This is a genomic window from Vibrio hepatarius (assembly GCF_001274785.1).
Classification (GTDB): domain Bacteria; phylum Pseudomonadota; class Gammaproteobacteria; order Enterobacterales; family Vibrionaceae; genus Vibrio; species Vibrio hepatarius.
The window spans coordinates 171,511-196,638 of record NZ_LHPI01000009.1 but is presented as its reverse complement, the minus strand read 5'-3'; the positions used below and the strand labels follow the sequence as shown (position 1 = coordinate 196,638).

At 46.8% G+C, this 25,128-nt stretch carries 20 protein-coding genes; 7 read left to right on the top strand and 13 right to left on the bottom strand.

Annotated elements, in window-relative coordinates:
* Nucleotides 1–100 precede the first annotated feature (100 nt).
* Nucleotides 101–1,849, bottom strand: coding sequence for an SgrR family transcriptional regulator (locus AKJ31_RS11645; RefSeq protein WP_053409270.1), 1,749 nt, complete (start codon nt 1,847–1,849; stop codon nt 101–103).
* A 502-nt stretch (nt 1,850–2,351) separates the two neighbouring features.
* Here AKJ31_RS11645 and AKJ31_RS23240 point away from each other — a divergent pair.
* Nucleotides 2,352–2,528, top strand: coding sequence for a hypothetical protein (locus tag AKJ31_RS23240; RefSeq protein WP_169780630.1), 177 nt, complete (start codon nt 2,352–2,354; stop codon nt 2,526–2,528).
* Between the two features lie 90 nt (nt 2,529–2,618).
* Here AKJ31_RS23240 and nagB read toward each other — a convergent pair whose 3' ends face one another.
* Nucleotides 2,619–3,419 (bottom strand): glucosamine-6-phosphate deaminase, encoded by an 801-nt coding sequence (gene nagB / locus AKJ31_RS11640; RefSeq protein ID WP_053409269.1) that lies wholly within the window; start codon nt 3,417–3,419, stop codon nt 2,619–2,621.
* A gap of 364 nt (nt 3,420–3,783) precedes the next feature.
* On the opposite strand from nagB, the gene AKJ31_RS11635 reads away from it, so the two are divergent.
* Nucleotides 3,784–5,025 carry a tetratricopeptide repeat protein gene (locus AKJ31_RS11635; protein WP_072161313.1) on the top strand — a complete coding sequence of 414 codons (1,242 nt, stop codon included), beginning with the start codon at nt 3,784–3,786 and terminating at the stop codon, nt 5,023–5,025.
* A 73-nt stretch (nt 5,026–5,098) separates the two neighbouring features.
* Here AKJ31_RS11635 and sstT read toward each other — a convergent pair whose 3' ends face one another.
* The 5 genes from sstT to AKJ31_RS11610 form a co-directional block, all read right to left on the bottom strand.
* Nucleotides 5,099–6,319, bottom strand: a complete 1,221-nt coding sequence (sstT, locus tag AKJ31_RS11630; RefSeq protein WP_053409268.1) for a serine/threonine transporter SstT — start codon at nt 6,317–6,319, stop codon at nt 5,099–5,101.
* A gap of 222 nt (nt 6,320–6,541) precedes the next feature.
* On the bottom strand, nt 6,542–6,988 hold the full coding sequence (locus AKJ31_RS11625) for a copper chaperone PCu(A)C (RefSeq protein WP_053409267.1): 447 nt from the start codon (nt 6,986–6,988) through the stop codon (nt 6,542–6,544).
* 1 nt (nt 6,989) lies between these two features.
* A complete protein-coding gene (locus AKJ31_RS11620) occupies nt 6,990–7,586 on the bottom strand; it encodes an SCO family protein (protein WP_053409266.1) in 597 nt (198 codons plus the stop codon).
* The gene (locus AKJ31_RS11615; protein ID WP_053409265.1) at nt 7,583–8,011 is read right to left on the bottom strand and encodes a hypothetical protein; all 429 of its coding nucleotides are present in this window, start codon (nt 8,009–8,011) and stop codon (nt 7,583–7,585) included. Before AKJ31_RS11615 ends, AKJ31_RS11620 begins: the two co-directional genes overlap by 4 nt.
* Before the next feature lie 101 nt (nt 8,012–8,112).
* The gene (locus AKJ31_RS11610) at nt 8,113–8,646 is read right to left on the bottom strand and encodes a GNAT family N-acetyltransferase (protein ID WP_053409264.1); all 534 of its coding nucleotides are present in this window, start codon (nt 8,644–8,646) and stop codon (nt 8,113–8,115) included.
* Nucleotides 8,647–8,872: 226 nt separating this feature from the next.
* Here AKJ31_RS11610 and AKJ31_RS11605 point away from each other — a divergent pair, with 226 nt between their 5' ends.
* The gene (locus tag AKJ31_RS11605) at nt 8,873–10,150 is read left to right on the top strand and encodes an HD-GYP domain-containing protein (RefSeq protein ID WP_053409263.1); all 1,278 of its coding nucleotides are present in this window, start codon (nt 8,873–8,875) and stop codon (nt 10,148–10,150) included.
* A gap of 16 nt (nt 10,151–10,166) precedes the next feature.
* Here the strand turns inward: AKJ31_RS11605 and AKJ31_RS11600 are convergent, their stop codons facing one another.
* Nucleotides 10,167–10,796 (bottom strand): DUF2057 family protein, encoded by a 630-nt coding sequence (locus tag AKJ31_RS11600; RefSeq protein WP_053409262.1) that lies wholly within the window; start codon nt 10,794–10,796, stop codon nt 10,167–10,169.
* A 417-nt stretch (nt 10,797–11,213) separates the two neighbouring features.
* Between AKJ31_RS11600 and AKJ31_RS11595 the strand changes: the two genes are divergently transcribed.
* Together AKJ31_RS11595 and AKJ31_RS11590 are read left to right on the top strand one after the other, a co-directional pair.
* On the top strand, nt 11,214–12,611 hold the full coding sequence (locus tag AKJ31_RS11595; protein WP_053409261.1) for a tryptophanase: 1,398 nt from the start codon (nt 11,214–11,216) through the stop codon (nt 12,609–12,611).
* A 344-nt stretch (nt 12,612–12,955) separates the two neighbouring features.
* Complete coding sequence (locus AKJ31_RS11590; protein WP_053409260.1) at nt 12,956–15,505, top strand: glycosyl hydrolase family 18 protein; 2,550 nt, start codon at nt 12,956–12,958, stop codon at nt 15,503–15,505.
* A 96-nt stretch (nt 15,506–15,601) separates the two neighbouring features.
* Here the strand turns inward: AKJ31_RS11590 and AKJ31_RS11585 are convergent, their stop codons facing one another.
* The 4 genes from AKJ31_RS11585 to AKJ31_RS11570 are packed head-to-tail and all read right to left on the bottom strand — an operon-like array spanning nt 15,602 to nt 21,762.
* Complete coding sequence (locus AKJ31_RS11585) at nt 15,602–17,716, bottom strand: type I secretion system permease/ATPase (protein ID WP_053409259.1); 2,115 nt, start codon at nt 17,714–17,716, stop codon at nt 15,602–15,604.
* Between the two features lie 21 nt (nt 17,717–17,737).
* Entirely contained in the window at nt 17,738–19,648 is a 1,911-nt protein-coding gene (locus AKJ31_RS11580) for a bifunctional diguanylate cyclase/phosphodiesterase (RefSeq protein ID WP_053409258.1), read from the bottom strand.
* A gap of 5 nt (nt 19,649–19,653) precedes the next feature.
* Entirely contained in the window at nt 19,654–20,316 is a 663-nt protein-coding gene (locus AKJ31_RS11575) for a transglutaminase-like cysteine peptidase (RefSeq protein WP_053409257.1), read from the bottom strand.
* A 54-nt stretch (nt 20,317–20,370) separates the two neighbouring features.
* The gene (locus tag AKJ31_RS11570) at nt 20,371–21,762 is read right to left on the bottom strand and encodes an HlyD family type I secretion periplasmic adaptor subunit (RefSeq protein ID WP_053409256.1); all 1,392 of its coding nucleotides are present in this window, start codon (nt 21,760–21,762) and stop codon (nt 20,371–20,373) included.
* Between the two features lie 211 nt (nt 21,763–21,973).
* Here AKJ31_RS11570 and pdxH point away from each other — a divergent pair, with 211 nt between their 5' ends.
* Nucleotides 21,974–22,609: a pyridoxamine 5'-phosphate oxidase gene (gene pdxH, locus AKJ31_RS11565; RefSeq protein WP_053409255.1), complete on the top strand. Its 636-nt coding sequence runs from the start codon at nt 21,974–21,976 to the stop codon at nt 22,607–22,609.
* 18 nt (nt 22,610–22,627) lie between these two features.
* Here the strand turns inward: pdxH and AKJ31_RS11560 are convergent, their stop codons facing one another.
* Nucleotides 22,628–23,338, bottom strand: a complete 711-nt coding sequence (locus AKJ31_RS11560; protein WP_053409254.1) for a helix-turn-helix transcriptional regulator — start codon at nt 23,336–23,338, stop codon at nt 22,628–22,630.
* An 803-nt stretch (nt 23,339–24,141) separates the two neighbouring features.
* Between AKJ31_RS11560 and AKJ31_RS11555 the strand changes: the two genes are divergently transcribed.
* On the top strand, nt 24,142–24,957 hold the full coding sequence (locus tag AKJ31_RS11555) for a helix-turn-helix domain-containing protein (RefSeq protein ID WP_053409253.1): 816 nt from the start codon (nt 24,142–24,144) through the stop codon (nt 24,955–24,957).
* Nucleotides 24,958–25,128 lie beyond the last annotated feature (171 nt).

Here is a 25,128-nt window from a genome sequence, read left to right as displayed (position 1 = left end):
TATGAATGAAGCTGAATACGTTACAGGAACTGCCCTGCGACTCAAGTGATTTTCGTCAAGTCAGCCTGAGAAAGCGCAAATTCATCCTTTTGAACCAAACCTAGTCGGTCGACCATACGTTGCGAATATCCGGCCATCCCCAGTTAGTTAGCGCTACGTCCTTGAGTACGCCATGAAAGCGCAGTGTCTGCCGGTGGTGAAACAGAGGAATTAACCAGTACTGATTGATCAGCGCCGAGGCAATCGGCTCAAGTGCATTAAGGTACTCTTCTAGCGGGTTCTCTGAGCGCAATTGGTTGAGTGATTGCGCCAACCAATGTTGTGACGATTCACCAATGCAGTGTTGCAAAATGGGGTTGTGGTACAGGCTGTTAAACGCAGATGCATGTCGGTTGTCATCTAAGTTAATGTTAGTAATCACCAGAGATTCGCAGAGCTCACCATCCATCGCTCGTTGGTTGAGCTCTCGGTAAGAGTAAACATTGACTGCCACTTTACAGCCGAGCGCTTGCAGAATGCTCTTGACCGCGTAGGCGCAGTGTTTCAATGCGCTGTAGTCATAAACGGCAATTGAAAGTTGCGTAGGTAATGGCGCTGCTCCGGCTTTAGGGCGGAGGACTTTTTGCCAACCGGGCAGTAAATTTTGTGCCCGGACGCAACCAAACAAGGTATTGGCCTTTTTTAACTGCTCAAACACGTTGGTTGGCGCAAGAATGTCAGATAAGTAGCGGCATTGGGCGTTGTCCCAACTCGTCTCACCACGTTGGTTGAACAGGACAAATAGACAACCATCTTCGGTCTGAGACTCTTGGCTGTCTTTGTCTGTACTTGTGTCTGCAGCATGTGAAAGGTAGTAATTGCAGCCTTGGTCGTGGGCTTCGGGCTGATTGGTCTCAATCTGTTTTTCTGCGCCATGAGAATCGTCAAATTGCCAGATAGTGACTTGGTCCGTCAGCGCTCGGCAGGCGTAGTAGCGCTCAAACGCTTTGAGACACAATTTGGCGTTTGAGTGTTCAGTGACCACAAAAGGTCCGCTGCCAACCACCAATGTTTGTCCCACTTGGTTGACCTGACTTGCGGGCTGAATGCCATATTTCACGCCCGATATCAGCCCCCCAAAGCCTTGGTCCGCTTTACTGAGTTGAAACACCACTTTGTTGTTTTGCGGCGCTTGCACATCAAGCAAATGTGCCAACTCGCTTTGGTAATTGGGTAAAGATTTTAGCTTGCCAAAAAGACTGACAATGCAATTGCCGTCGATCGCCGTCCCATTGTGGAAACACAGTCCAGGTCTGAGGTAAAACGTCCAAGTGCGGGCGTGTTGGTCGCATTCCCAATGGTGGGCGAGTTGTGGCTCCAACTGACCTTGTGCATTGCTCCCCACCAGACAGCAATATACTTGGCGCATTAAATAGCGTTCACTCGAGCGCTGTAAAAGGTGAGGGACTAACCGTTCCAATGGTCGTTTATAGGTCAACTGAATATGTAACCTGCCTTCACGCATGGACGCACCCGAAGTACTTTGCAGTAACTGACCAAACGCCGCTTTGTCGTCATCCAAGATCGAGAGTGCTTTTTCATACTTACCTTCGCGCACGCGAATCGCGGCCAACTGGCCTTTTAGCTCGTTCAACGGATACTTCAACACCAGTGACGAACGTTGGTTACGACCGACCTTAGGCGTCCATTCCAACCAGTCTAGTTTTTGCATGTCGTTGAGTAAGTTACGTGCATGACGAGGACTGGTGAAAAGCGTTTCTGCCACATTCGGCAGAGAGGTTTTGATCTCCTCTCCCGTTCCCCAATTCGAAAGGCGACTGTAGTAGCGTAATAGGGTTAAGTCGGACAAAGTATTCTCGATACTATGAAAATGATGGTTTAAGAGTGTTCCTTATTTTGCCTATTTTCAAGCAATCTCTGTTTGGTTTTGTTGAAAAACACTAAAAATAGGAAGTAAAAGAATGGATTTTCTCTGTGTTGATAATCCTAGTTTAGTGCCAGAATAGCGATTGTGGTTAACCACACTACCCAGCACTGATTGGGTTTATGCTCCAAACACCCCCGCGATCATTCCAATCAGTGCTTTTTCAAATCCTTTCCACCCTTCAAATTGACTACCACTCAGTCACTCAGTCGCTTACTGCTTCGCCAACGAAATTTCGTGCAAAAGCGGCTCGGTATATTGCTTATTCGCTAGGGTGAACCAGTAGCGATGTATCGTTTTTTACACTGTAAATGAAAGCGTCCGAATGCTTGCCGACAAATCTGAGCGGAAGAAACTGTTACCAAAGCAAAACGGTTATCTATACTGATTAGTGGGATGCCGTAGTGGCTCGGCAAAAGGAGGTAACATGGAACTGCGCAATGAAAGGGGTGAGATTACTCAATTGGCGGATAATCTTACCATCAAAGAGATTCAGGAAATGGGTTACACCATCGATCTATGTGATGAAGCGTTCGATCCGAATGAACACTGGCACGCGAATGGTGACAATTCGGCAACAAGAGGCGAATTTCCTGAAGACTAGATCGCTTTTCTCAGCAATAAAAAATCCGAGGCGATGTAGGTGTTACCTACATACCAACCTCGGATTTTTTGATTCTAGTGCTTAACTAAATTAGAAGCCTTCGATGTTTTTCGCTTCTAGTTCAGAGAAGTATTTCACTGTTTTTACTTTCAGCTCTTGAGTTGCTGGCTCGTCACATACAATCACTGCTTTCGGGTGAAGCTGCAGCGCCGAAACAGTCCATAGGTGATTTACACAACCTTCTACTGCTGCTTCTAGTGCTAGTGCTTTGTTGTGACCAGTCACTAGGATCATCACTTCTTCTGCGTCAAGCAGCGTACCCACACCGATAGTTAGTGCGTACTTAGGAACTTGGTTGATGTCGCCGTCGAAGAAACGAGAGTTTGCGATACGAGTATCTTCAGTCAGTGTTTTGATACGTGTACGAGAAGATAGCGAAGATGCTGGCTCGTTGAACGCGATGTGACCGTCATTACCTACGCCACCCATAAATAGGTTAATTTTGCCGTAAGCTTTGATTTTGTCTTCGTAACGTTTGCACTCAGCGTCGTTGTCTGGTGCGTTACCATCAAGCAGGTTGATGTTCTCTTCTTGGATATCAACGTGGTTGAAGAAGTTGTTGTACATGAAAGAGCGGTATGATTCTGGGTGATCCGCTGGGATGCCAATGTACTCATCCATGTTAAATGTCACAACATGCTTGAAGCTAACTTCGCCAGCTTTGTGCATTTCGATCAGTGCTTTGTAAGTAGCAAGCGGAGTACCACCAGTTGGTAGACCCAGAACGAATGGACGTTCTGCTGTTGGTTTGAAGTCATTGATACGCTTAACAATGTGAGCCGCTGCCCACTTACCTACTTGTGCTGCCTGCTTTAACGGGATAAGTCTCATTGTGTGCCCCTAATATTGGATTTAGTGATGCTCTGATTCATTAATTCGCATTATAAAATAAGTCTGGAGCTTCTGCTATTGTTTTTGGTCAAAATTTCACAAATTATTTGACGATACCTAATAAATAGGTAAGAAAACGTTATCGGACAAGTTTATTTGTCTATAGTTTAATCATTAATTTTCTTCGTTAATTTTTATGTTGTTAAGCAAAGTTTTTGATTAAAAGAGAAAAAATTCCTTTACCAATCACATCTGATGGCGTGGATTCGCGTCTTGTTTCCAATCACAAGGTATGATGATAAAACTCAAACAATTGCTGCACCTGCCGATACAAGATACGTTAGGTCAAGAAAAAGAAAGTTGAATGAATATTATAGGCATCGCGATAGGTATCACCGGACTGCTGTTACTGGGCATGTTTTTATGGATGCTCGCGTTATCCATGCGTCGAAAGCGTATGGAACAAGAACGAAAAGAGCGCGAGTTAGCTTATCGAAAAGCGATGGAACGCGACCGCAAGCAAGAGCGCGAAGACCGCATTTACAAAGCGGAGCACGATGATATCCCTTCTATTTTGTACTTGGCGAAAGAAGCTGAGCGCACTCGACCAAAAGAAGCCCTGCATTGGTACACTAAAGCGGCCAAGCTCGATAATGTTACCGGCATGTACGGGATTATCCGCCTTAGTAATCGCATGAATCAGGACATGGTACTGCGCGAACAATCGCGCTTCTGGCAAATTTGTATCTCAGCGATTGAAGGCAGTTTGGAACACAAGTTTGAGATGGGCAATGCGCTATTTTATGGGCGTGGTACCGAGCGAGATATTCCTAAAGCGATCGAAGTGCTTGAGTCGGCAGCGAACTTTAATCATGTTAACTCCCTGCTGTTTTTAGGCGACTGGTGGATATCGGACTCGAACCCTCAGCAAGAACCGGCGTATGCCCTTGAACTGTTCCGCCGAGCGGCAGCGCTAAAAAGTAACGAAGGACGGATGAAACTAGGCCTGTGTTACATCAAAGGTATCGGCGTTGCTGCTAACCATGAGTTGGGTTGCTACTGGTTAGAGCGCGCTTGTGAACGTGGCTATTTAGAAGCAATGTACCGCGCTGGCGAGGCTTGGATGGACTATCGCCCGAATGGCAGTGCGATCGCCTACATCTGGCTGTTTTTAGCGACTCAGCTTGGCTACGCGCCAGCCAAAACGTTGCGTGATAGAGTGGCGCTCAATTTAGGTGTGGATACCGTGGTCGGATTACAAGCGTTGTGTAAGCCGATCATCAAGAAGATTCGTGAAAACAAAGTGGGTAAACACTCGATCATCAAAGCGTTGAATAAGCTCTATAAACGTACGGTTCCTTTGCAAGAGCAAGATGTGCCGAAACATGATGTTGTCCAAGAGCCTGAGTTAGACCTGGAACCAGATTTTACCAAGTTTAGCAATCAGGTTTTGGAATCAGAGCAGGCTCAAAGCCCTATGCAACAAGGTCATTCGCAAGAAAGTCATCAGCAAGGCAGTAACCAGGCAAACGATGATGATGTTGGAATCGAACTTGCGACCGATTCTGAGGACAAACCTGAGAAGTTAGATTTTCGCCAGTTTTAGTCTCTGCCCATGCAGTAGATAAAAGATAAAAAAACGGCCTCTGTATCAGAGGCCGTTTTTCGTTATTTGTAGATTATTGCTGTTCTTGTTTGTGTTTTGCTTTACACACAGCAGCCGTGAATACGACGTCGGTAGAACTGTTCAATGCCGTTTCCGCAGAGTCTTGAACCACACCGATGATGAAGCCAACCGCGACAACTTGCATTGCGATATCGTTTGGAATACCAAACAGACCACACGCGAGAGGGATAAGCAGTAGCGAACCGCCCGCAACACCAGATGCACCACAAGCAGATACTGCCGCAACGATGCTCAATAGTACCGCTGTTAGCAGGTCAATTTCGATACCCATCGTGTGCACGGCAGCTAGGGTTAGCGTCGTAATGGTGATCGCCGCGCCAGCCATGTTGATGGTCGCGCCTAGAGGAATCGATACTGAGTAAGTATCTTCGTCCAGCTTAAGCTTCTCACATAGCGCCATGTTCACTGGGATGTTCGCCGCACTTGAACGAGTAAAGAATGCCGTTACGCCACTTTCGCGTAGACATTGCAGAACAAGTGGGTATGGGTTCTCACCCGTTTTAACGAAAACGATGATTGGGTTTACGATTAGCGCAATGATCGCCATTGAGCCCAGCAGTACTGCTAGCAGCTGTGCGTAACCAGCCAGTGCTTCAAAGCCTGTGGTTGCCAGTGTTGCAGACACTAAACCAAAGATACCAAATGGCGCTAGACGAATAATAAAGCGAACGATCTGAGAAACGCCGTGGCTTAGGTCTTCAAATACCGCTTTGGTTGTGCCAGACGCGTGGTGAAGGGCTAAACCAAGACCGACAGCCCAAGCGAGAATACCGATGTAGTTTGCGCTCATCAGAGCATTAACTGGGTTATCGACAATTTTGAACAACAGAGTGTTTAGAACTTCAGCGATACCTTGAGGTGGAGTTGCGCCTTCAGCACCCGCGACTAGCGTCAATGTGGTCGGGAATAAGAAGCTAAGTACAACTGCGGTCAGTGCTGCAGTGAATGTACCGAAAAGGTAAAGAACCACGATTGGGCGCATGTAAGTGTGTTGGTTTTTCTTTTGGTTGGCGATAGAAGCCGCAACCAGAATAAAGACCAAAATAGGAGCGACGGCTTTTAGCGCGCCAACGAAAAGGCTTCCAAGTAATCCTGCGCTCTTTGCGTATTCTGGGGCGATAGTTGCCAGACCTACACCGAGAACGATACCGGCAAGGATTTGCAATACGAGGTTACCTCGCGCAAATCGGGCAATAAATGAGTTGTGTTGCATAGTGAATCCCTGCAAATGATTAGTTTTATAGGTTGTTTTGACTGCAGCGAGTAGGGCTGCGGGAAACATACTATCGTGTTGAAATAATGTGTCTATAATTAATTTAAATTTAGTAATAAAAATTAATCAGCAAAGTATTGGTTACTTTTTGTATCGTAATTGTTCAATTTAACGCGATAAAAAAAGGAGCATTGCGCTCCTTATTTTGTCTTTGTTGATATTTTAGTGGTTATGCTTCATGCCACTCATTACTTTTTTAATCGGCGCTTTAAAGCTCTGTGTGTCGCCATTGGCGAACGTCACTTTAACGTCAATCTGGTTTCCTTCCACTAAAGGCTCTGCTAATTGGAACAACATGATGTGTAAGCTGCCTGGTTTTAATACCGTGGTGCTTTGCGCTGGTAGAATAATTTGCTCAACCTGACGCATCTTCATCACGTCACCTTCTTTTATTACATCATGCAGTTCAACCTTGCCAGCTGCGCTGGTGGATGCTGCAACGATCACTCGCTCTGCGTCACCTTTGTTTTCAAACTCAGCAAACACCGCACTGGTAGGCGCGTTTGGTGGTGTTGCTCTTGCGTATGCGTGCTGTACAGAAACGTCCGTTGCTGCTTGAGCAAAAGGGCTGAGTACCAACCCCATAAGAAGAAGAGTTTTCAGCTTCATATTATTGTCCTTCTGATGTGAGGGTAGTAAACGCTTCGACCAAAGGTGCTGGCGTGAGGGTGTGCGGCACTTTAGTGATTAAGGTGCCATCAGGCTTAAGGAAATAAAAGTACGAGCTATGGTCGAGAGTGTATTTGAGCTCTGAATTCTCAAGTATGGTTTTACGGAAGATGACGCCATAACGATGAGCGAGCGGGGTAGTGATATCAAGTGGTGCAGACAACCCTTCGATCATCGGATGGAAATACTGCGCGTATTTGTATGAGTCAGCCGCTGCGTCACGCTCAGGGTCGAGGGAGATAAACATAGGGCGAAAACGCGCTTTGGTCTCTTCGTCAATTTGGTTGAGTGCGCCAGCCAACATCGCCAAAGACGTTGGGCAAACGTCAGGGCAACGAGTAAAGCCAAAGTAGACAACGCGGATACGTGGGTCCTGCGGGTCGAAGATCTCCACCGCTTGGCTGTCTTCACCAAATAAAGTCACGCTATCAGATTGCGCTTGGTTACTCTGTACCGATGCCTGCGAATCAAGATAGGTTTTGACACCGAAACCCAGCGCGAATGCGACAACTAAAATTAATGACCAGTTCTTGCTCATCTTTCCATCCTTAGCGATGTTTTAATGTTTTGTTGACCATCAGAAAGCTCACCAACCCATGTCATCTCTTCGGTGGTACAAACAGGGAGAATAACGTCACCAGTGAATGCGCCGTTGGGGCTTTTGGTCAGTTTGAATACCGCTGTGCCCATTTCCATTTCGTGTCCTTCCAGTTTGAGAAGTAGCTCAGAAGCATTGGTTTGTGGCCATTCAACGGAAATATGAGTGGGAATAAGTGGTTGGCTGACATCTCGATCAACGGTGATGCTGACGCCATCTTGAATACATGGCTGAGACGACAGCAAGCAGTAGTCATCCAGCGATACAGTATTGACTTGACTCTTGAGCTTTTCGTAGACGTCTCCGGCAAAGAAACCAGCACATAACGCTACGACAAGCAGCAGTATTTTGACTAACGAGGGCACAGGGATCTCTCATGATTTTTAAACCCGCATCCTAGCATTATGTGCGGGCAAATACATGAACACGCTTAGAATTCTGTGCTAATCATCCGTCGAGACTAAGGTTATTTGCGACGATGAATGCCGTACACCGCATGATCTAATATGCGGTCGCCCACTTTTTCATGGTTGGTGATGATTCCTTCCAGTGACATACCGACGCGCTCAGCGACCAGTCTGCTAGGCAGGTTTTCGTTGGCTGCGGATAGCTGCACCTTTTCCATACCGTAGTCATTGAAAGCAATATCAATCAGCTTTTTCACCACTCGGGTCATAATGCCTTTGCCCTGCTGAGATTGAGACAACCAGTAGCCGACTTCGACGCATTTGGTATCGTGGTTGATGGCGTTAAAACTGCAGTTGCCAACAATATTATCTTGATAGATGATAGCGCAGGTCATCGACTTACCATCCGCATACTCGTGCAATACACGTTGTATGAACATGCGAAAATCCTGCTCACTTTGGCAATACGGTGGCCAAGCTAACCATTGGGATAAATATTCATTTTGTGTGGATACTAATTCAGAATAAGTCGAAGCGAACGACTCATGTACTAAGCTGATCTTTAACTCATCATCTATCGTTATTGAGAACATATTTAGCCTATCAACTGAAGTGGTAAAGCTAACTTATCAGACAATGAATGGTTAGACCACTATCAATAGCCACATTAAATATAAGAGCTATGTAGCACAAATAAAGTGTATTACGTTACCTTAATCACAATTTCAACAATAGCCTTTTAACTAGTGTGGTCTTTTGTCTGGGAGTTTAGTTTACTCTCGGCCTGAAATAATTAGTCAATACGTTGGTGCGGAGTATATGGATTTGCCACAGGAAAACGTCAGTGTGGATTTACGGCAGGTACTGTTTGAAATGGCAAGTGCATTAGATGCGGTCGGTGTGGACGATATTCACCACGGACACCGGGTCGCTTACATTGCGTATCAATGCGCGCAAAGAATGGGTTGGAACCAAGAACGAGCGCAAATGGCGTTTGCGTTAGGACTGATTCACGATTGTGGTGTCTCGCAAGCTGAAGAGCGTACGTCGTTACTGAGTTCGTTGAAGCCAACCGATACCCGGCGGCACTGCATTAAAGGCTTCCATCTGCTCAATTCTTGTAAACCGCTCACAGAGTTGGCTTTACCCATTTTGCATCACCATACATGGTGGCAAGATCTGGTTGAGCACGATGGTCTATCCGAAGAGGATAAGCAGTTCGCCGCGCTAATCTTTTTATCCGACCGAGTGGACTACCTTCACACCGAATATACGCTTGATAGCTTCGGCAACATTACTGACGCGAGTCGCAATGAGATAGCCAAGTCGATCCTGCAACTCTCGGGGACGATGTTTGAACCAAATCAAGTGCAGCATATGCTCGAACTGGTTGATAGCGATGACTTTTGGTTTTCAATGGATCCTCGCTACATAGAAAGCCTGGCGCAGCGGTTTAGTCCCGTCCCGTTCTTTTCTCAACAACTCGATTTGGAAGAAACCATCGAAGTGGCTGAACTGTTCGCGCAACTGGTGGATGCGAAAAGTTCGTTTACGTTTCACCATTCCAAGAACGTGGCCAAATTAACCGAGTATCTCGGCTTACTAATGGGCTTTTCTCCCCGCTTTCAACGCATGCTGTATTTGGCGGGTTTGGTGCACGACATTGGTAAACTCAATACGCCAGTGTCGATTTTGCACAAGCCGTCAGAACTGACCGACGAAGAATACGTCTGTATCCGTCGTCATGCGACCGATACGCGCCAAGCCTTGGTTAAGATGTTCCATTCTCAGGCAGTGATTGACTGGGCGTCAAACCACCATGAAAGGTTAGATGGCTCGGGCTATCCTCTGGGTAAAACGGCTAAGGAGCTGGATAAACCGAGTCGGATCGTTGCGGTAGCGGATGTATTCCAAGCTTTGACGCAATCTCGTCCATATCGACAAGGGTTATCGTTAGAGCAAGCAATGTTGATTTTGCAGGAGTTGGTGGAAGACGGTCAATTAGACCAAGAGATATTCGCCTGTCTGCGCCAACATGCGGACGTTTGCTATCAAATCTCTGTCAGTTGCAGTGATGTAAAAATGGCCAGTGCGTAAACACTGGCCATTGGCATTATTTTGATTCAAGCACAAACTGCTTAAAACGTTCTTTAGTTGCTTTGTCCGCCTTCTCGTACCAGAAATGCAGCATTTCTTCTGGTGTAGTATCGCCTTGTGTGGCTGCAGCGTTGCGCATTGCTTGGCTTGTCGGCTCATAAACAGAAGCCACACCACCGCGGCGGTTGTACTCAAGGACTTCTTGCTTGTAGTTACGACCGACTTGCATGCCATCTTTTAACAACAGGTCTTGTTTAAGTTTTACTGTCGCACCTTTGTCATCAAGTAAGCGCCATTGCTCTTTATCGAGCTTCTGTCTTGCTTGTTTCTCGTTGCGGTATTCTGGCAGTTGGAACTCAAGTTTGGTTTCGCTTGCGTCGAACTTCGCTAGTACTGCTTGGCTTTCAACGATAATGCGGTCGTTACCTTGGCTAAAGTATGGCTTGTAACGGAATAGGATTTGGTTTTCGCCATCCGGCAATACCAGTGATTTGTGTGCGTCGAACAAGCTGCCTTCTAGCTTTGGTGTTTCTCCATTGGCAACCAGCACTTCGATAGTATCTGGCACAGCGACGGTAACTTGGGCAAGTGCGTTTCCGCTTAAACATAACGTTGCTAAAGCAAGCGATGAGATCTTCATGTTCATTTTGGAATCTTCTCCGTTTTTATTGTGCGGTAACTTTGCACTTCTGTAGGAACTTTCGCAATCGTCTTGTTCGCACAATCGCAATATTTAACCTTGCTATGACGATTTTGCTCGGCGATTGTTTAGCCAATAATCGCAGTTTTGCGTTACGTTTCACGGTAACCGAGAAAAAATACTCCTATATTATTCTCACGTCTAACACCAACGAAAAGGATAACGCTATGAATTGCATTTGGATGCACGACAGCCGCGCAGTGTTGTCGTCATGGTATAACTTAGACTACTGCCTCTCTCTGCAAAGCAAAGAATCTGCTGCTGTTTAATCTCCTAGGTGCGCCCGCACCGTTATAACTCGTTTATTCAATTATCTTGTGCGCTTTTTGGCGCAGATAGACTCGTATTTATAGGAAATTAAACATGAAACGTATCCCAGAACCTTTTCGCATCAAAATGGTAGAACCGATCAAAATGACGACCTACCAAGACCGTGTTGAAGCACTAGCAGAAGCAGGCCTAAATCCATTTTTATTAAGAAGCGATGATGTCTATATCGACCTGCTAACGGACTCTGGTACCGGCGCGATGAGTGACAACCAGTGGGCTGGTTTGATGATGGGTGATGAGTCGTACGCAGGTAGCCGAAACTATTACAACCTGTGTGCGGCGGTTGAGCACTTTTTTGGCTACAAGCTAACGGTTCCTGCTCACCAAGGGCGCGGCGCTGAACAAATTTTGTTCCCAGCCTTGATTGAACGTATGAAAGCTGTTCGTGGTGGTACTGAGCCTGTGTTCATCTCCAACTATCACTTCGATACGACGGCTGGGCATATTGAGCTCAATGGCGGTAAAGCGATCAACGTTGTCGATAAGCACGCTTTTGACACCACCACACCGTATGATTGGAAAGGTAACTTCGACCTACAGAAACTGACGGCAACCATCGAGCAATACGGCGCAAAAAACATCTGTGCGATCATCACTACCGTGACTTGTAATAGCTCGGGCGGCCAGCCTGTGTCGATGGAGAACATGCGCGCGGTGTATGAGATCGCATCGAAGAACGACATTCCAGTGGTGATCGACTCGGCTCGCTACTGTGAAAACGCTTACTTCATCAAGAAGCGCGAAGAGGGCTACCAAGACAAATCGATCTTAGAAATCATCCGTGAGATGTACCAATACGGCGATATGTTGACCATGTCTGCGAAGAAAGACCCGATGGTCAACATCGGTGGTTTGTGCTGTATTCGTGACCACAAAGAACTGTTCCAAGCGGTGCAAACGCGTTGTGTTCCAATGGAAGGTTTTGTGACCTATGGCGGTATGGCTGGACGCGATATGGAAGCCCTAGCGCGCGGCATGTATGAAGGCGCTGACGAAGATTACCTTCACTATCGCATTAGCCAAGTAGAATACCTCGGGGAACGTTTACGCGAAGGCGGGATTCCAATCCAGTACCCAACTGGCGGTCATGCCGTGTTTGTTGATGCAGCGAAAATTCTGCCTCATATCCCACCACACGAGTTCCCAGCACAAGTATTGTGTAATGCCCTTTACTTAGAAGCAGGCATTCGTGCGGTTGAAATTGGTTCGTTGCTGCTAGGCCGCGATCCGGAAACGGGTGAACAAAAAGCCTCTGAACTTGAGTTGATGCGTTTGACCATCCCACGTCGTGTCTACACCAACGACCATATGGACTACATCGCCGACGCGATCATTGCACTTAAAGAACGCGCCCACGAACTGAAAGGTTTGACGTTTGAGTATGAACCGCCAGTCCTGCGCCACTTTACTGCTCGATTTAAGTCTAAGTAATAATTATATTTTTTCCTAAAACTGTGCTCTAAGTTTGCCTCACCTTTTTCGGTGGGGCTTTTTTATTTCAACTATTTATTGGCAAGTTATTACTATTTTTGAGTGAAAAATAGACAAGTGAAGATTGCGTAAAATTGATTATATTTTGACTCAATGTCCGAGTTGTTATGCAACAAAATGATAACAACAAGGTGTTTTTTCGTTTTGACTCGTAAAGCATTTTTTAGGACTTTCAACTCAGAATGACTCTCTTAAATACTGGTGGGGATGTTCTTCTTTTTGCTATTGAAGGACAGATTGAGCTCTGAATTCAGAGTGAAATTCCAAGATTGAGAGAAATAGATATGAATCGAATTACTTTGTGCGCGGCTAGTATCGCTATGGCGTTATCTGGCGCTGCGATCGCAGCACCAACCGCTCCAAGCGTCGATGTATATGGCTCGAACAATTTACAGTTTTCCAAAATCGAACTCGCGATGGAAACGACTTCTGGCTACAACCAGATGGTTAAGTACTTTGACGAAGCTGATATTAACGTAACGTTTAATCAGTGGAGTGGTACAACGGGCGACACTTACAAAATCTACTTTGATGGCGTAGAGGTGGCGACAGGACCAATCTCTGGTAGTCAGACAACGGCAAACTTCAAATACGCTCAAGGCGGTCGTTACCAAATGACCATTGAAGCGTGTGATGCAACGGGATGTAGCACCAGTGCTCCAGTAGAAATCGTCGTGGCAGACACGGATGGCTCTCACTTGAAGCCGCTAACAATGAACGTTGACCCGAACAACAAATCATACAACACCGATCCAAATACGGTCGTGGGTACGTACTTTGTTGAGTGGGGCATCTATGGTCGTGAATACACCGTAGACAACATTCCAGCAGATAACTTAACACACATTCTCTACGGCTTTATCCCAGTGTGTGGCCCGAACGAATCGGTGAAATCGGTAGGTGGTAACAGCTTTAACGCACTACAAACCGCGTGTCAGGGTGTAGCAGATTATGAAGTCGTTATCCACGACCCATGGGCAGCTTACCAGAAGAGCTTCCCGCAAGCGGGTCATGAATACAGCTCACCTATCAAAGGTAACTACGCAATGCTGATGGCGCTTAAGCAGCGCAACCCAGATCTAAAAATCATTCCTTCCATTGGTGGCTGGACGCTATCAGACCCATTTTATGATTTTGTAGACAAAACCAAGCGTGACACTTTTGTCGCATCAGTTAAGAAGTTCCTAAAAACTTGGAAGTTCTATGACGGTGTAGATATCGACTGGGAATTCCCTGGCGGTGGCGGTGCTGCGGCAGATAAAGGTGACCCAGTAAACGATGGTCCAGCATACATTGCATTGATGCGCGAATTGCGTGCAATGCTGGATGAGTTGGAAGCTGAAACAGGCCGTACGTACGAGCTAACATCAGCAATCGGTGTGGGTTACGACAAGATTGAAGACGTGAACTACGCAGATGCTATCCAGTACATGGACTACATCTTTGCGATGACTTACGACTTCTACGGCGGTTGGAACAACGTTCCTGGTCACCAGACTGCGTTGTACTGTGGCTCGTTTATGCGCCCTGGTCAGTGTGATGGCTCTGGTGTGGATGAAAGCGGCGTGCCATACAAAGGTCCTGCCTACACAGCAGACAACGGTATCCAGCTTCTTCTTGCACAAGGTGTTCCTGCGAACAAACTAGTGTTAGGTACAGCAATGTACGGTCGTGGTTGGGAAGGTGTGACGCCTGCAACCCTAACTGACCCAACAGACCCAATGACAGGTACAGCGACAGGTAAACTGACGGGTACGACTGAACAAGGTGTTTGGGAAGATGGCGTAATCGACTACAAAGGCATTAAGTCATTCATGCTAGGTGCGAATAACCAAGGCATCAACGGCTTTGAATACGGCTACGATGCACAAGCAGAAGCAGCTTGGGTTTGGAACCGTACAACTGGTGAGTTGATCACTTTCGATGACGACCGTTCTGTGAAAGCAAAAGGCGCGTACGCACGTAGTCTTGGTCTAGCGGGTCTGTTCTCGTGGGAAATCGATGCGGACAACGGCGATATCCTTAATGCTATGCATGAAGGTCTAGCTGGTGGTTCAGTGACGCCTGCGAACCGTGCGCCAACAGCAAGCGCTAGTGCGGACGTTACCGTCGTTGGCCCTGCAAGTGTAAGTCTAGACGGCAGCGCTTCTAAAGACACTGATGGCACTATCGCGACGTACGCTTGGGAACAAGTGTCAGGTACAGCGGTCGCACTAACGGGTGCCAATACAGCGGTTGCAAGCTTTGACGTAGCAGAAGTGACTCAGGTTGAAACGCTAACCTTTAAGTTGACAGTGACCGATAATGAAGGTGCGACAGCGTCTGATACGGTTGTTGTTACGGTGAACCCAGTTAATGTGACACCTGAAAACCAAGCGCCAGTTGCGGCTATCAATGCGCCTGCAAATGTTAACGCAGGTGATGTGGTAGTGGTTGATGCATCGGCTTCGACTGACGCAGACCAAGACGCGCTTAGCTTTACTTGGGATGTTCCAGCAGGCATCGACGCAGTGGTTGACGGCGCAACAGTAAGCTTTGTTGCAGCAGAATACACGCAAGATACCTCTTTGGCATTCACCGTGACTGTAAGTGACGGCAAAGCGAGTTCAACTGCCTCTGCGACCGTCGTGGTAGCGAAGAAAGTCACTGGCGGCGACCAATGTACTAACTTATGGGATGCGACTATTGCTTACCCAACACCGGGCACTCAAGTGAGCTGGGCTGGTAAAGTTTGGGAAAACAAATGGTATGCAAACGTGGGTGAAGACCCAACCAAGTCTGGTCAGTGGGGCGTTTGGAAAGAAGTTGGCCCAGCGAGCTGTTCAACAAACTGATCGCTAAATAGTATCCTAATCATGGAGCAATAAGAAAAAGCCATTCAGAGCAATCTGAATGGCTTTTGTTTTGTCTGTTGTTTGCCAAAGTAGAGGCTAGTTAACCGCGCGAACTTTGCCTTGCTTGAGGTTATTGAGCACTTCTGCTTTTGGACCGTCAGCAATCACACATCCTTTTTCCATCACAATCACACGGTCAACGACATCAAGCATCGAGGTCTTGTGTGTAATCAGAATCAGCGTTTCACTCGATTTTAACTGAGCCAGTTGCTGTTTAATGTGCATTTCAGAACGGTTATCCATGGCGCTGGTTGGTTCGTCCATGAGTAACACTGGGGGACGCCCTAATAGCGCACGGGCGATAGTGACGGCTTGACGTTGTCCGCCTGACAACAACATACCGCCTTCACCAACTTGACGTTCAAGACCGGCTGGATCTTGTTGGGTAAATACCGTCACCCCAGCACGGTTTGCCGCGTCCATTACATCGCGATCGTCTGCCAACGGTCGACCAAGGGTGATGTTGTCGCGAATGGAGCCGTAGAACAGTTGGCTATCTTGCGGTACACAACCGATGTTACGGCGGATATCAATATGGTGAAGTTGCTGAATATCAGTGTCATCAATACGCACATGGCCTTCAGTCGGTTGATACAAGCCCATGATCAAGCGTTCAAGTGTGGTTTTACCGGAACCGATACGACCGATGATCGCCACTTTTTCACCCGCATTGATGGTCAAACTCAAATCACGTACTGAGGCGATTGGCGAATCTGGATAGTGAAAAGTCACTTTATCCAGCTCAATTTTTCCGTGCACAATCGGACGGTGAATGTAGCGTTTTCCTTCTTCCTGTTCGTCTGGCATCGACATCACCTGCTCGATGATGGTCATCGACGATTTTGCTTGATTGTAGCGGGTCGATAGCAAGGATAACTGCACCATAGGACCGATGGCACGACCGCTCAACATCGTCGCGGCAATCAAGCCACCCATGGTGAGTTCGCCCTCGGCAATCAGGTAAACACCTAAGATAATCATGCCGACGTTAGACGCTTGTTGAACAAATCCTGCGGTGTTTTGAATACCGTCGGTGATTCGACGGCTTTTGATGTTCCAATTCGCCATGTGCGCCACAGCTTCTTCCCAGCGGAACTGGAACTGGCTTTGTGCGCCAAACAGTTTCACCGTTTCCAGTCCGGCGAGGCTCTCTATCAGGTTGGCGTATTTCTGTGACGCGAGGCGTGAACCTTCTTCAATGGTGTGGCGTAGTGGACCTTGAATCAGCAGCGAGTAAACAATCAGAATCAACACACCACAGATCGGAACAAGTACAATGTTGCCGGCCATTAGCCAAATAAGTAGCAGGAATAGCACCGCGAAAGGTAAATCGATCAACGAGCCGATGGTTGCCGATGTAAAGAACTCTCGAATTGATTCGAACTCTTGTAGGTGTCGGGCGAATGCACCGACTGACGGCGGTCTCGCTTCCATTCGAATCCCCATGACTTTACTGAACAGTTTGGAGGAGATAAGAATATCGGACTTCTTTCCTGCCACGTCGATAAAGTAGCTGCGCAGCAACTTGAGCACTAGGTCAAACAAGAAGATCACAAAGATGCCGCTCGCCAACACCCATAAGGTTTCAAATGCAAGGTTGGGTACTACTTTGTCGTACACCAAGCGGGTAAACATTGGGGCGGCGACCGCGAAGAGGTTGATCAGGATTGAAGCGATCAACACGTCACGGTAAATGTGCTTAGATTGCCAAATCGTGCCCCAAAACCAGTGACCTTGTTTGGTTTTGAGGATCTCTGGTGAGCGTTCGTCATAGCGGAACTGTTTTTTGACCAGAAAGTAGCGACCTGTGTATTGCTCATTGAGGTCACCCAAGGTCATCGAAATTGGTACTAGGCCAGATTCTCCGGTGACAATTTCTGCTTCGCCAGTTTCCTTATTTACACTATTGAGAACGCAAGCGTCGCCCCCTTTGAGGATTAATACTACAGGGAGTACCAGTTGCGAGATCTTATCCAGTTCAGCGCGGTTTTCTTTCGCCACTAATCCCGCGCGCTCGGCTGAGCGAGGGAAGAGAAACGGTGTCAGCTTGCCATCAGTCAATGGCAAGCCGTTAATCAGGGCTTCTGGTGAGTTTGCTAAACCATAATAGCGGCTCACGTAGATAAGCGAATTTAATAGCGGATCCTGCATGCTATCTATACCTTTGAACTGTTATTTATCTACGATAAAGCCTTGGAAGACTTCAATAAAGTGCTCAGACAAGAAGTCTAACTGAGTTTGTGTCTCGACTCGTGATGCGATAGTCGTAATTCCTAAGTTGTGCGCCGTTCTTGAAATCGAGGTTAGGGTAAACTTCTGCTTCTCATCATCAAGGTGGTGCGTGTAGAGGTAATCAAGTTTCACATAAGCCGGACGGAACTCATTGATGTAATCAAGTGATTGGAAATGACGCCCGTAGTTATCGACACCAAAGTCGGCACCCGCAGCACGAACCGCGTTACAGAATAGTGCGGTGTGGTGTGGAGAGTTGATAAAGCAGCTTTCCGGGATTTCAAAATGCAGCAATGGCGCTTCATCTTTGTGTTTGTTGAGCAGTTGAGTCACCCAACGGATAAAGCTTGGTTGAGAAATACTGCTTTGCGCGATGTTGATCGCCAGTGGTTCGCTAACGCCACCAGCAGAGATGCGTTTGACCATAGATTCAATGACGTACTCATCGAAAATGTGGCTGGCATTAAGTTGCTCAAGTGCAAACAGGTATTGGTTAGCACTGAAGCGTTCGCCATCTTTTTCAATCGCAGAGAAGACTTCGCGGTGATATGGCTGACCCCAGCTGTTGTTCGCCGCCTGCAGACGGAACGTAACCCAATCGTTGCTGATCGCTTCTTCCACCAAGTTCTTCCATTGCTGTTTACCTTTGATGGTCGTGCTGTTGGAGTCGGTGAGGTAACCGTAAGCAAGCTCTGGGTTTGTTTTCGCATTTGCCAGCGCGTTATCCAGCATAGCAAGGATTTCGCCAGTCTTTTTCTTCTCTTCGCTGTGTACCACACCAAGAGCAACGTTGGATGTCGCCATCCCTGTTGGATCAGCGTTGATGTCTTGAACGAAGGTGATGATGCTGTCTGCCATCAGCTTAAGCTCGGTATCGTCCATGTTCGGCAAAATGAAACCAAATTCTTCGGTTGAAATACGTGCAGAGACCAAGCCAGGAGAAGTTAATGACACTTTAAGATGATCGGCTAATTCACGAACTTTGCCGTCACCCGCTTCATAACCTTTTTCTTCATACAATTCGCGGATAAAGCTTGCTTCGAGAATCGCCACGCCACCGATCCCGCCTTCGTTTAGCCATGAATTCAATTGGCTCATGTAGTACGCACGGTTACCCAGACCGGATACTGGGTCAATGTAAGCTCGTTCACGCAGTTGTTGCGCTTCTTTTGCTTGTGCTTTGAATGACTTCTCCAGCTGAGAAGACATGCTGTTGATGCCGTCTACTACGTAAATAAGGTCTTGAGTCGCTGGGCGCGGCAGTGGGTCGCCAAATTGGTTACGCGCAACTTGTTCCATTTTTGCCACGATAAGTTGTAGCGGACGCAGTGCTCGGCGCAAGATAAACGAAATCGCCAGAAGACCAATCAACATGATGAAACTGAAGGCAATGAGCAGACGTTCAAACGCCGACCAAAGCTGGGTGTAGGCATCCCCAGTGTGGCTGACAATTTCAACTTCGGCTAACTGCATCCAACCGCTGGTAACCACGCGGCGGTCATGGATTCGTTCAAATAGATGTAGGTTGGTAAACCACTTAGGGACATCAATCGGTTGTACCGGGTATGTTCGGATGATTTCTTCACCTGAGTCGAGGAAAATCAGTCTCACTACAGAATAGCTACTGCCGTCAAACAGCGCGTTAATGACTGACTCCACCGCCACCGTATCCTTATCTTCAAGATAAGGTGCAAGGGCTAGCCCCACGGTATTGATGGTGTTGTTTACTTCCGAGCGTTGTTGCTGAATGAGGTTATTGCGTGTGGTGTTGAATTCGATGATAAAGACCGAAATCAATAGCATCAAAATAACCGCAATCATGCCAGCGACAAGTTGTTTATATAATGTCATATTGCCTACTCATCATAATTGATAATGGGTTTCTGTAGTTTTAGTGATTTTTCACGGGCGCGAAGGTCATTCCATAAACTTAAGCGAGATGACTTTCCTGCCAACTGTCCTTGTTTCGACTTCATTAACCACAAGTTTTGACCGTTAAAGCTGTATATCGGCAGCAGGTCGCGGCGCTTAGATGCGCGAATAATTTCAGGGTTAATGTTATCGAGTAGAATCGGTTCTGAACTTGGTGTCGCATAGTATGCTAAAACCATATGAAATTGATTTAATTCAATGGCTTTTACGTACACAAGGCGCAATTTCTTATCTGACACGCCCAGCTCTAGCAGTGAGAAGTACTTGGCGATAGTGAAGTCTTCACAATCGCCGGCGTTACTGCCAAGGAACTCAAGCGGGGTCGCCCAGTAGTCATTTTTTCCCCATAGCTGGTCATCATTGACGAAGTTCAGCTGGTTAAAGAAGTTGTTCACGCGGGTGAGTTTTTCGCTTTCAGACAAGCCGCTGTAGTCCGACATTTTTTGTCGCCAGGTTTCTACTCTGCGGCCCGCTCTATCACCGTAAGTATTGCGCACAGCATCCACCCAACGCTGCTCTTGAGAGTTAAGCGCAAGCGAGGTTGTCGGTGCTGCTAACAGCAGTAGAACCGCAAGTACGTATTTCATCTGACGTTAAGTCACAGTCGGAACAAACAGGTGTGTGGTCTCATAGCGTTTTTGTCACTCCTTGAGGGCGTTGTTACGCGCACTTAAAATTGGTTTTAATAAGTATTCCATTACGGTTCGCTTACCAGTAATGATGTCCACCGAAGCGGTCATACCCGGAATAATCGGTAGAGAGTTATCTTTATTAAGGCTTGTCTCTTTTGTCCTAACTCGAACCAAATAGAAGCTGTTGCCTTCTTCATCTGTCGTGGTGTCGGCACTGATGTGCTCAAGTGTGCCTTCCAAACCACCGTACTTGGTAAAATCATAGGCAGTAAATTTGACGATCGCAGGTAAGTCTGGACGTAAGAATGCGATGTCTTGTGGAGCAATTTTCGCTTCGACGAGCAATGTATCTTCGCTCGGTACAATTTCTACAATGTCCATACCTGGTTGGATTACGCCACCGACTGTGTTGATGTTGAGCGTTTTTACCGTTCCCGTCACTGGCGAGGTAACGATAGTTCGGTTAACTCGGTCTTCTAGACCAACCGCTGACTCGGTCAGTGCCGAGAGTTTGTCTTGTGCTTGGTTGAGTTTCTCTTGTTGTTCCGAGCGGAATTTTTGCGCCACGTCGATACGGTTCAGTACCGATTCGCGAATCGCCGATTCCAACACTGGGATTTTCAGTTCACTTGACGTCATTTCGCGGCGCGTATCATTGACCTGACGCTGCAATTTAAGCAGTTCAATTCTTGGTACCACACCTTCATCAGCAAGTGGTTTGGTGATTTCGAGCTCTTTACGTGCAAAGCGGTAGCTGTCGCGTAAGTTACGTACTCGAGCCTGAATTTCAACCAAGTCTTGTCGCTTCTGCTTTACCTGCTGGTCAATCAGTGAAAGCTCGTTGCGTAGCTTGTTCAGGTCTTGCCTATATTCAGCGCGTTGGCGAGAGACCAACGTTGGGTAGTTTTGGGCAAACTCTTCAGGAAAATCGAGCTTCTCTACATTCAGTACCACATTTTGTTGCCACTGCTCGGCTTGCGCTTCTTCATGGATTTCGACGCTTTCCATAGACGCTGATAGTTGATAAACATTGGCTTTTAAGTTCGCCACTTGTTGCTCGCGTTCACGAAAGTCTGAGCGAAAGCGCGTGTCATCGATAAGCAGCAGTTGCTGACCTTTCTGTACCTGTTGGCCTTCTCTCACCAAAATTTCTTTGACCAAGCCACCTTCGAGGTTTTGTACAACCTGTATTTGTGAAGACGGTACAACCTTACCCTGACCGACCGTTACTTTGTCTATTTGAGCCCAAGATGACCACCCGGCGGCGAGGATAAAAAAGATCACCATTACCCAAAGCATCAGTCTTGCATTGTTTGGGGTATTTAGCAGTAGTGCAGCCGTTTTATCGTCGACATACTCTAACTCGGAGGGAGTAAGCTTGTTGTAGCTGCTCTTACTCATTGATGATCCTTGTGAATAGAAGTTATTTAATTGATTTTATTACTGACTACAAAAAATGTTAAGAACTTGCTGTTAGAATAGTGCTTTGAAGTCGTTTAAATCACGAAACAATGCAATTATTAGATTGAGTGTAGCTTTTCTGACGAGGTAGGCACTTGAGTTCGAGGGTGATTGGGCGCACAATCAGCCAAAAAATTAGCGAGGAGAAAAGATGGAACTTGAAGATATTCGCCGTGAGTACACAAAAGGTGGCCTGAGAAGAAAAGATCTTCTGCCAGATCCTATCGCTCAGTTTGACCTTTGGTTGAAGCAAGCGGTTGAAGCCAAGTTAACCGACCCAACTGCGATGACAGTGGCGACAGTCGATAGTACTGGTCAACCATTTCAACGTATCGTGCTGCTAAAGCACGTCGATCAAGATGGTTTTGTGTTTTACACCAACTTAGGTAGCCGCAAAGCTCAGCAGATTGAAGGCAATTCGAAAGTCAGCCTGCATTTTCCTTGGCATCCGCTAGAACGCCAAGTGCACATTACGGGTGTGGCGGAGAAACTGTCGATGGTTGAGAACATGAAATACTTTTCATCGCGCCCCAAAGAGAGCCAACTTGCGGCGATTGCCAGCAAGCAGAGTAGCCGCATTTCTGCGCGTGGTGTGTTGGAAGGTAAATTCCTCGAACTTAAGCAGAAGTTTGAAAAAGGTGAGATTCCTGTGCCTAGTTTCTGGGGGGGATTCAGAATCAAACCAACGTCGATTGAATTTTGGCAAGGTGGTGAACACCGTCTGCATGATCGATTCTTGTTCTCTAAAGAAGACGGTCACTGGGATATTGACCGCCTAGCACCATAACTTGTTTAATACGCCGCTTTATGCGGCGTATTCACTATTTAGCGCCACCGAAATCTGCGTTTTTAGCAGCGTGGGTGGAATATAAGACGCACATCCTTGTTCTAACGCCATATCAATCAACTGTGCTTTGGTATGCGCACCAAATTTTGCTCGCAAACGTGCGACGTGACTTTCCAGTGTTTTGATCGAGATGTTCATCGCTTCAGCGATATAGTGCGGTTTCTTGCCGTAGAGCAAAAGGAACAGCGCTTCTGACTCCCTTGGCGTCAGGTTAAGCGGTTTGTCTCGCTGGCTTGGACGCATGGTCAGTGCTTGATTGGTTGGTAGGCCAGTCGCGCGGCAAATCCAGTGTCCCACTTCCAGAATGGCGGTATCGGAAAGATCTTGGCCGTAGAAAATCGTACCAATCACTTTGCCGTTATCATCCAACCAAGGCGTCTTGGTAAAAATATGCGCTCGCCAGCGACCGTCTGGGTATGGGTGAATATCCAACACCTTGAGACTGGTACGTTTCTCCATCACAAACACATCTTGGTTTCTAAAGTCTTGGGCACATTTAGACGTTGGGCTCGGGATATCGAAATCGTTTAAGCCAATGGATTGCTCGGCTGACTCGAGTCCAACTAGATTAGCGTAAGCTTGGTTGGTATAAACAAAAACAGAATTGGTATCTTTACAGCCCCAATATCCGGGAAGCTGGTCGATGATCGAGAGTAACTGCGGATTCACTTTCTGATATGCGCCTCATGGAACAGTGGGCTTATTCTAGCGAATGTAGGTCGGTTGTACGATAAAAAAATGCCAGGCACCGGAGAGTGGCTGGCAAATACAAGATTTACTCTTGATAATGTGTAGAAGAGGCTCTATGAACCCTGCGAGCAGGGCATAGACGTATCAATAGATACCACAAGCTGCTCGTACCGGAACAGCTCGCGAACGATTGTACTGGGTGCATATGAAGAAGAAAGGGGGGAAATCCCCCCTGTTACTTTTGTAATATTGAAGAAAAGTGTTTGATTGCACATTGTAATCAACTATTGAAGATGCCGCTTTGTTATCGTTGTTTGATAGTGAGGCGCTATGTTTTCACCAATCGCCAAGACATTTTACGAAAGCATGATCAAGGATATCATTCCGTCTATCTGTCCGCGTTCGCCTCTGTATCAACCAACTGCTTGAATTCTAAGGCTTGGTTTAGAAGTGCTGTCTACCTCGACCAAAACTGATGCCAAGTCAGGCTCTGGCTGACAGCGTAAGGCAAATATCTAAATAACGCTCTGTAGGCGAAGGCCAGTCTGTGAGCATTTTTGTTGCTGGATGTTGAATAGAAGTGACACTCACCGTAAATAATGTGCACTTGATCATTGTTCCGGGGAGTTTGATCGCGTCTTTAACATGCTGCTAACTCGCATTCTTATTGGAACTGCGGTGAAAATTTAGCCAAGTTGGCAAGCTGTCGAAGGAGTGTTTCGGTAATCTATACTTTTGTTATACCATTTGCCCCTGAGTACAATCCTAATGGGTGGGTCACAATGAATCTTCCTCCTGAATTTCCAACACCATCAGAACCAGTCAAGTTGTTGCTACCAAGACCCGCAGAACTGATCACTTTACCTTCGTACATGGATTGTCACGATCATAGCTACACACAGATTGTTATTGGCCTAAAAGGGCAGGCGGAATTTGAAGTCAGTGGTTATGGCAACTTTATTGGCCCGGGACAGGGGTGTGTGGTGACCTCGGAAACTGACCATGCGTTCGGTGGCGTTGTTGGTCAGTCGGATATTCTGGTGCTCAATCTTCCTGCTCCATCTGACGATGACCCACTGATGCTGCAAAAGCTGAATGAACTCAATCAGCGTGATACCTACTTCCAACTTGACGGACAAATTCAAAAACTGATCCGCATGTTGGTGTCTGAGATGCAATCAAATCCAGAAGACCAACTGCTTAGCCGCGCCTGTAACGATACGGTGATCGCACTGCTACAGCGTCATATGTCGGCATTCGCTACTATCCGTAAAGAATCCCGCTTCGACCTCGAAGCGATTGACCGATACATTGAACAGCATCTAAGCCAAAAGATCTCCGTAGCTCAACTTGCAGGCAGTGTTTTCCTTGGTGAAAGCCAATTCCACAACTTGTTCAAAGAGCAAATGGGCATCACGCCACACCAATACGTGCTGGGTAAGCGAATCGATATGGCAAAGCAGCTGATCGCGCAAGGCAATCTTTCGCTAGGACAGGTCGCTGAGCTGACGGGTTTCTCTGGGCAAAGTACTTTTACTCACACTTTTTCCCGTATTCAGGGTGTTTCACCTTCTTTGTATAAGAAACAAGTTGGTTAAATGTGAAAACAAAACCATACAATATTTTGCTTATTTGCATGTGACTCTGTGTTTGTTTTGTTAATAATCAGAGTTTTTAGCAAAAGACTCGGAGTTTTTGACAAGTAATCCTCTCGCGCTCAAAATACACTGCATGCCATTGTAAAAAACCTGATCTATTTTCAGGTGTGA

What these genes read in the sequence shown, in the direction of transcription:
- sstT (WP_053409268.1), bottom strand. Translation starts at nt 6,319, where the DNA reads ATGCAACACAACTCATTTATTGCCCGATTTGCGCGAGGTAACCTCGTA.
- AKJ31_RS11610 (WP_053409264.1), bottom strand. Translation starts at nt 8,646, where the DNA reads ATGTTCTCAATAACGATAGATGATGAGTTAAAGATCAGCTTAGTACAT.
- AKJ31_RS11580 (WP_053409258.1), bottom strand. Translation starts at nt 19,648, where the DNA reads ATGACATTATATAAACAACTTGTCGCTGGCATGATTGCGGTTATTTTG.
- AKJ31_RS11625 (WP_053409267.1), bottom strand. Translation starts at nt 6,988, where the DNA reads ATGAAGCTGAAAACTCTTCTTCTTATGGGGTTGGTACTCAGCCCTTTT.
- AKJ31_RS11620 (WP_053409266.1), bottom strand. Translation starts at nt 7,586, where the DNA reads ATGAGCAAGAACTGGTCATTAATTTTAGTTGTCGCATTCGCGCTGGGT.
- AKJ31_RS11555 (WP_053409253.1), top strand. Translation starts at nt 24,142, where the DNA reads ATGAATCTTCCTCCTGAATTTCCAACACCATCAGAACCAGTCAAGTTG.
- AKJ31_RS11605 (WP_053409263.1), top strand. Translation starts at nt 8,873, where the DNA reads ATGGATTTGCCACAGGAAAACGTCAGTGTGGATTTACGGCAGGTACTG.
- AKJ31_RS11585 (WP_053409259.1), bottom strand. Translation starts at nt 17,716, where the DNA reads ATGCAGGATCCGCTATTAAATTCGCTTATCTACGTGAGCCGCTATTAT.
- pdxH (WP_053409255.1), top strand. Translation starts at nt 21,974, where the DNA reads ATGGAACTTGAAGATATTCGCCGTGAGTACACAAAAGGTGGCCTGAGA.
- AKJ31_RS11570 (WP_053409256.1), bottom strand. Translation starts at nt 21,762, where the DNA reads ATGAGTAAGAGCAGCTACAACAAGCTTACTCCCTCCGAGTTAGAGTAT.
- AKJ31_RS11635 (WP_072161313.1), top strand. Translation starts at nt 3,784, where the DNA reads ATGAATATTATAGGCATCGCGATAGGTATCACCGGACTGCTGTTACTG.
- AKJ31_RS23240 (WP_169780630.1), top strand. Translation starts at nt 2,352, where the DNA reads ATGGAACTGCGCAATGAAAGGGGTGAGATTACTCAATTGGCGGATAAT.
- AKJ31_RS11595 (WP_053409261.1), top strand. Translation starts at nt 11,214, where the DNA reads ATGAAACGTATCCCAGAACCTTTTCGCATCAAAATGGTAGAACCGATC.
- AKJ31_RS11575 (WP_053409257.1), bottom strand. Translation starts at nt 20,316, where the DNA reads ATGAAATACGTACTTGCGGTTCTACTGCTGTTAGCAGCACCGACAACC.
- AKJ31_RS11590 (WP_053409260.1), top strand. Translation starts at nt 12,956, where the DNA reads ATGAATCGAATTACTTTGTGCGCGGCTAGTATCGCTATGGCGTTATCT.
- AKJ31_RS11600 (WP_053409262.1), bottom strand. Translation starts at nt 10,796, where the DNA reads ATGAACATGAAGATCTCATCGCTTGCTTTAGCAACGTTATGTTTAAGC.
- nagB (WP_053409269.1), bottom strand. Translation starts at nt 3,419, where the DNA reads ATGAGACTTATCCCGTTAAAGCAGGCAGCACAAGTAGGTAAGTGGGCA.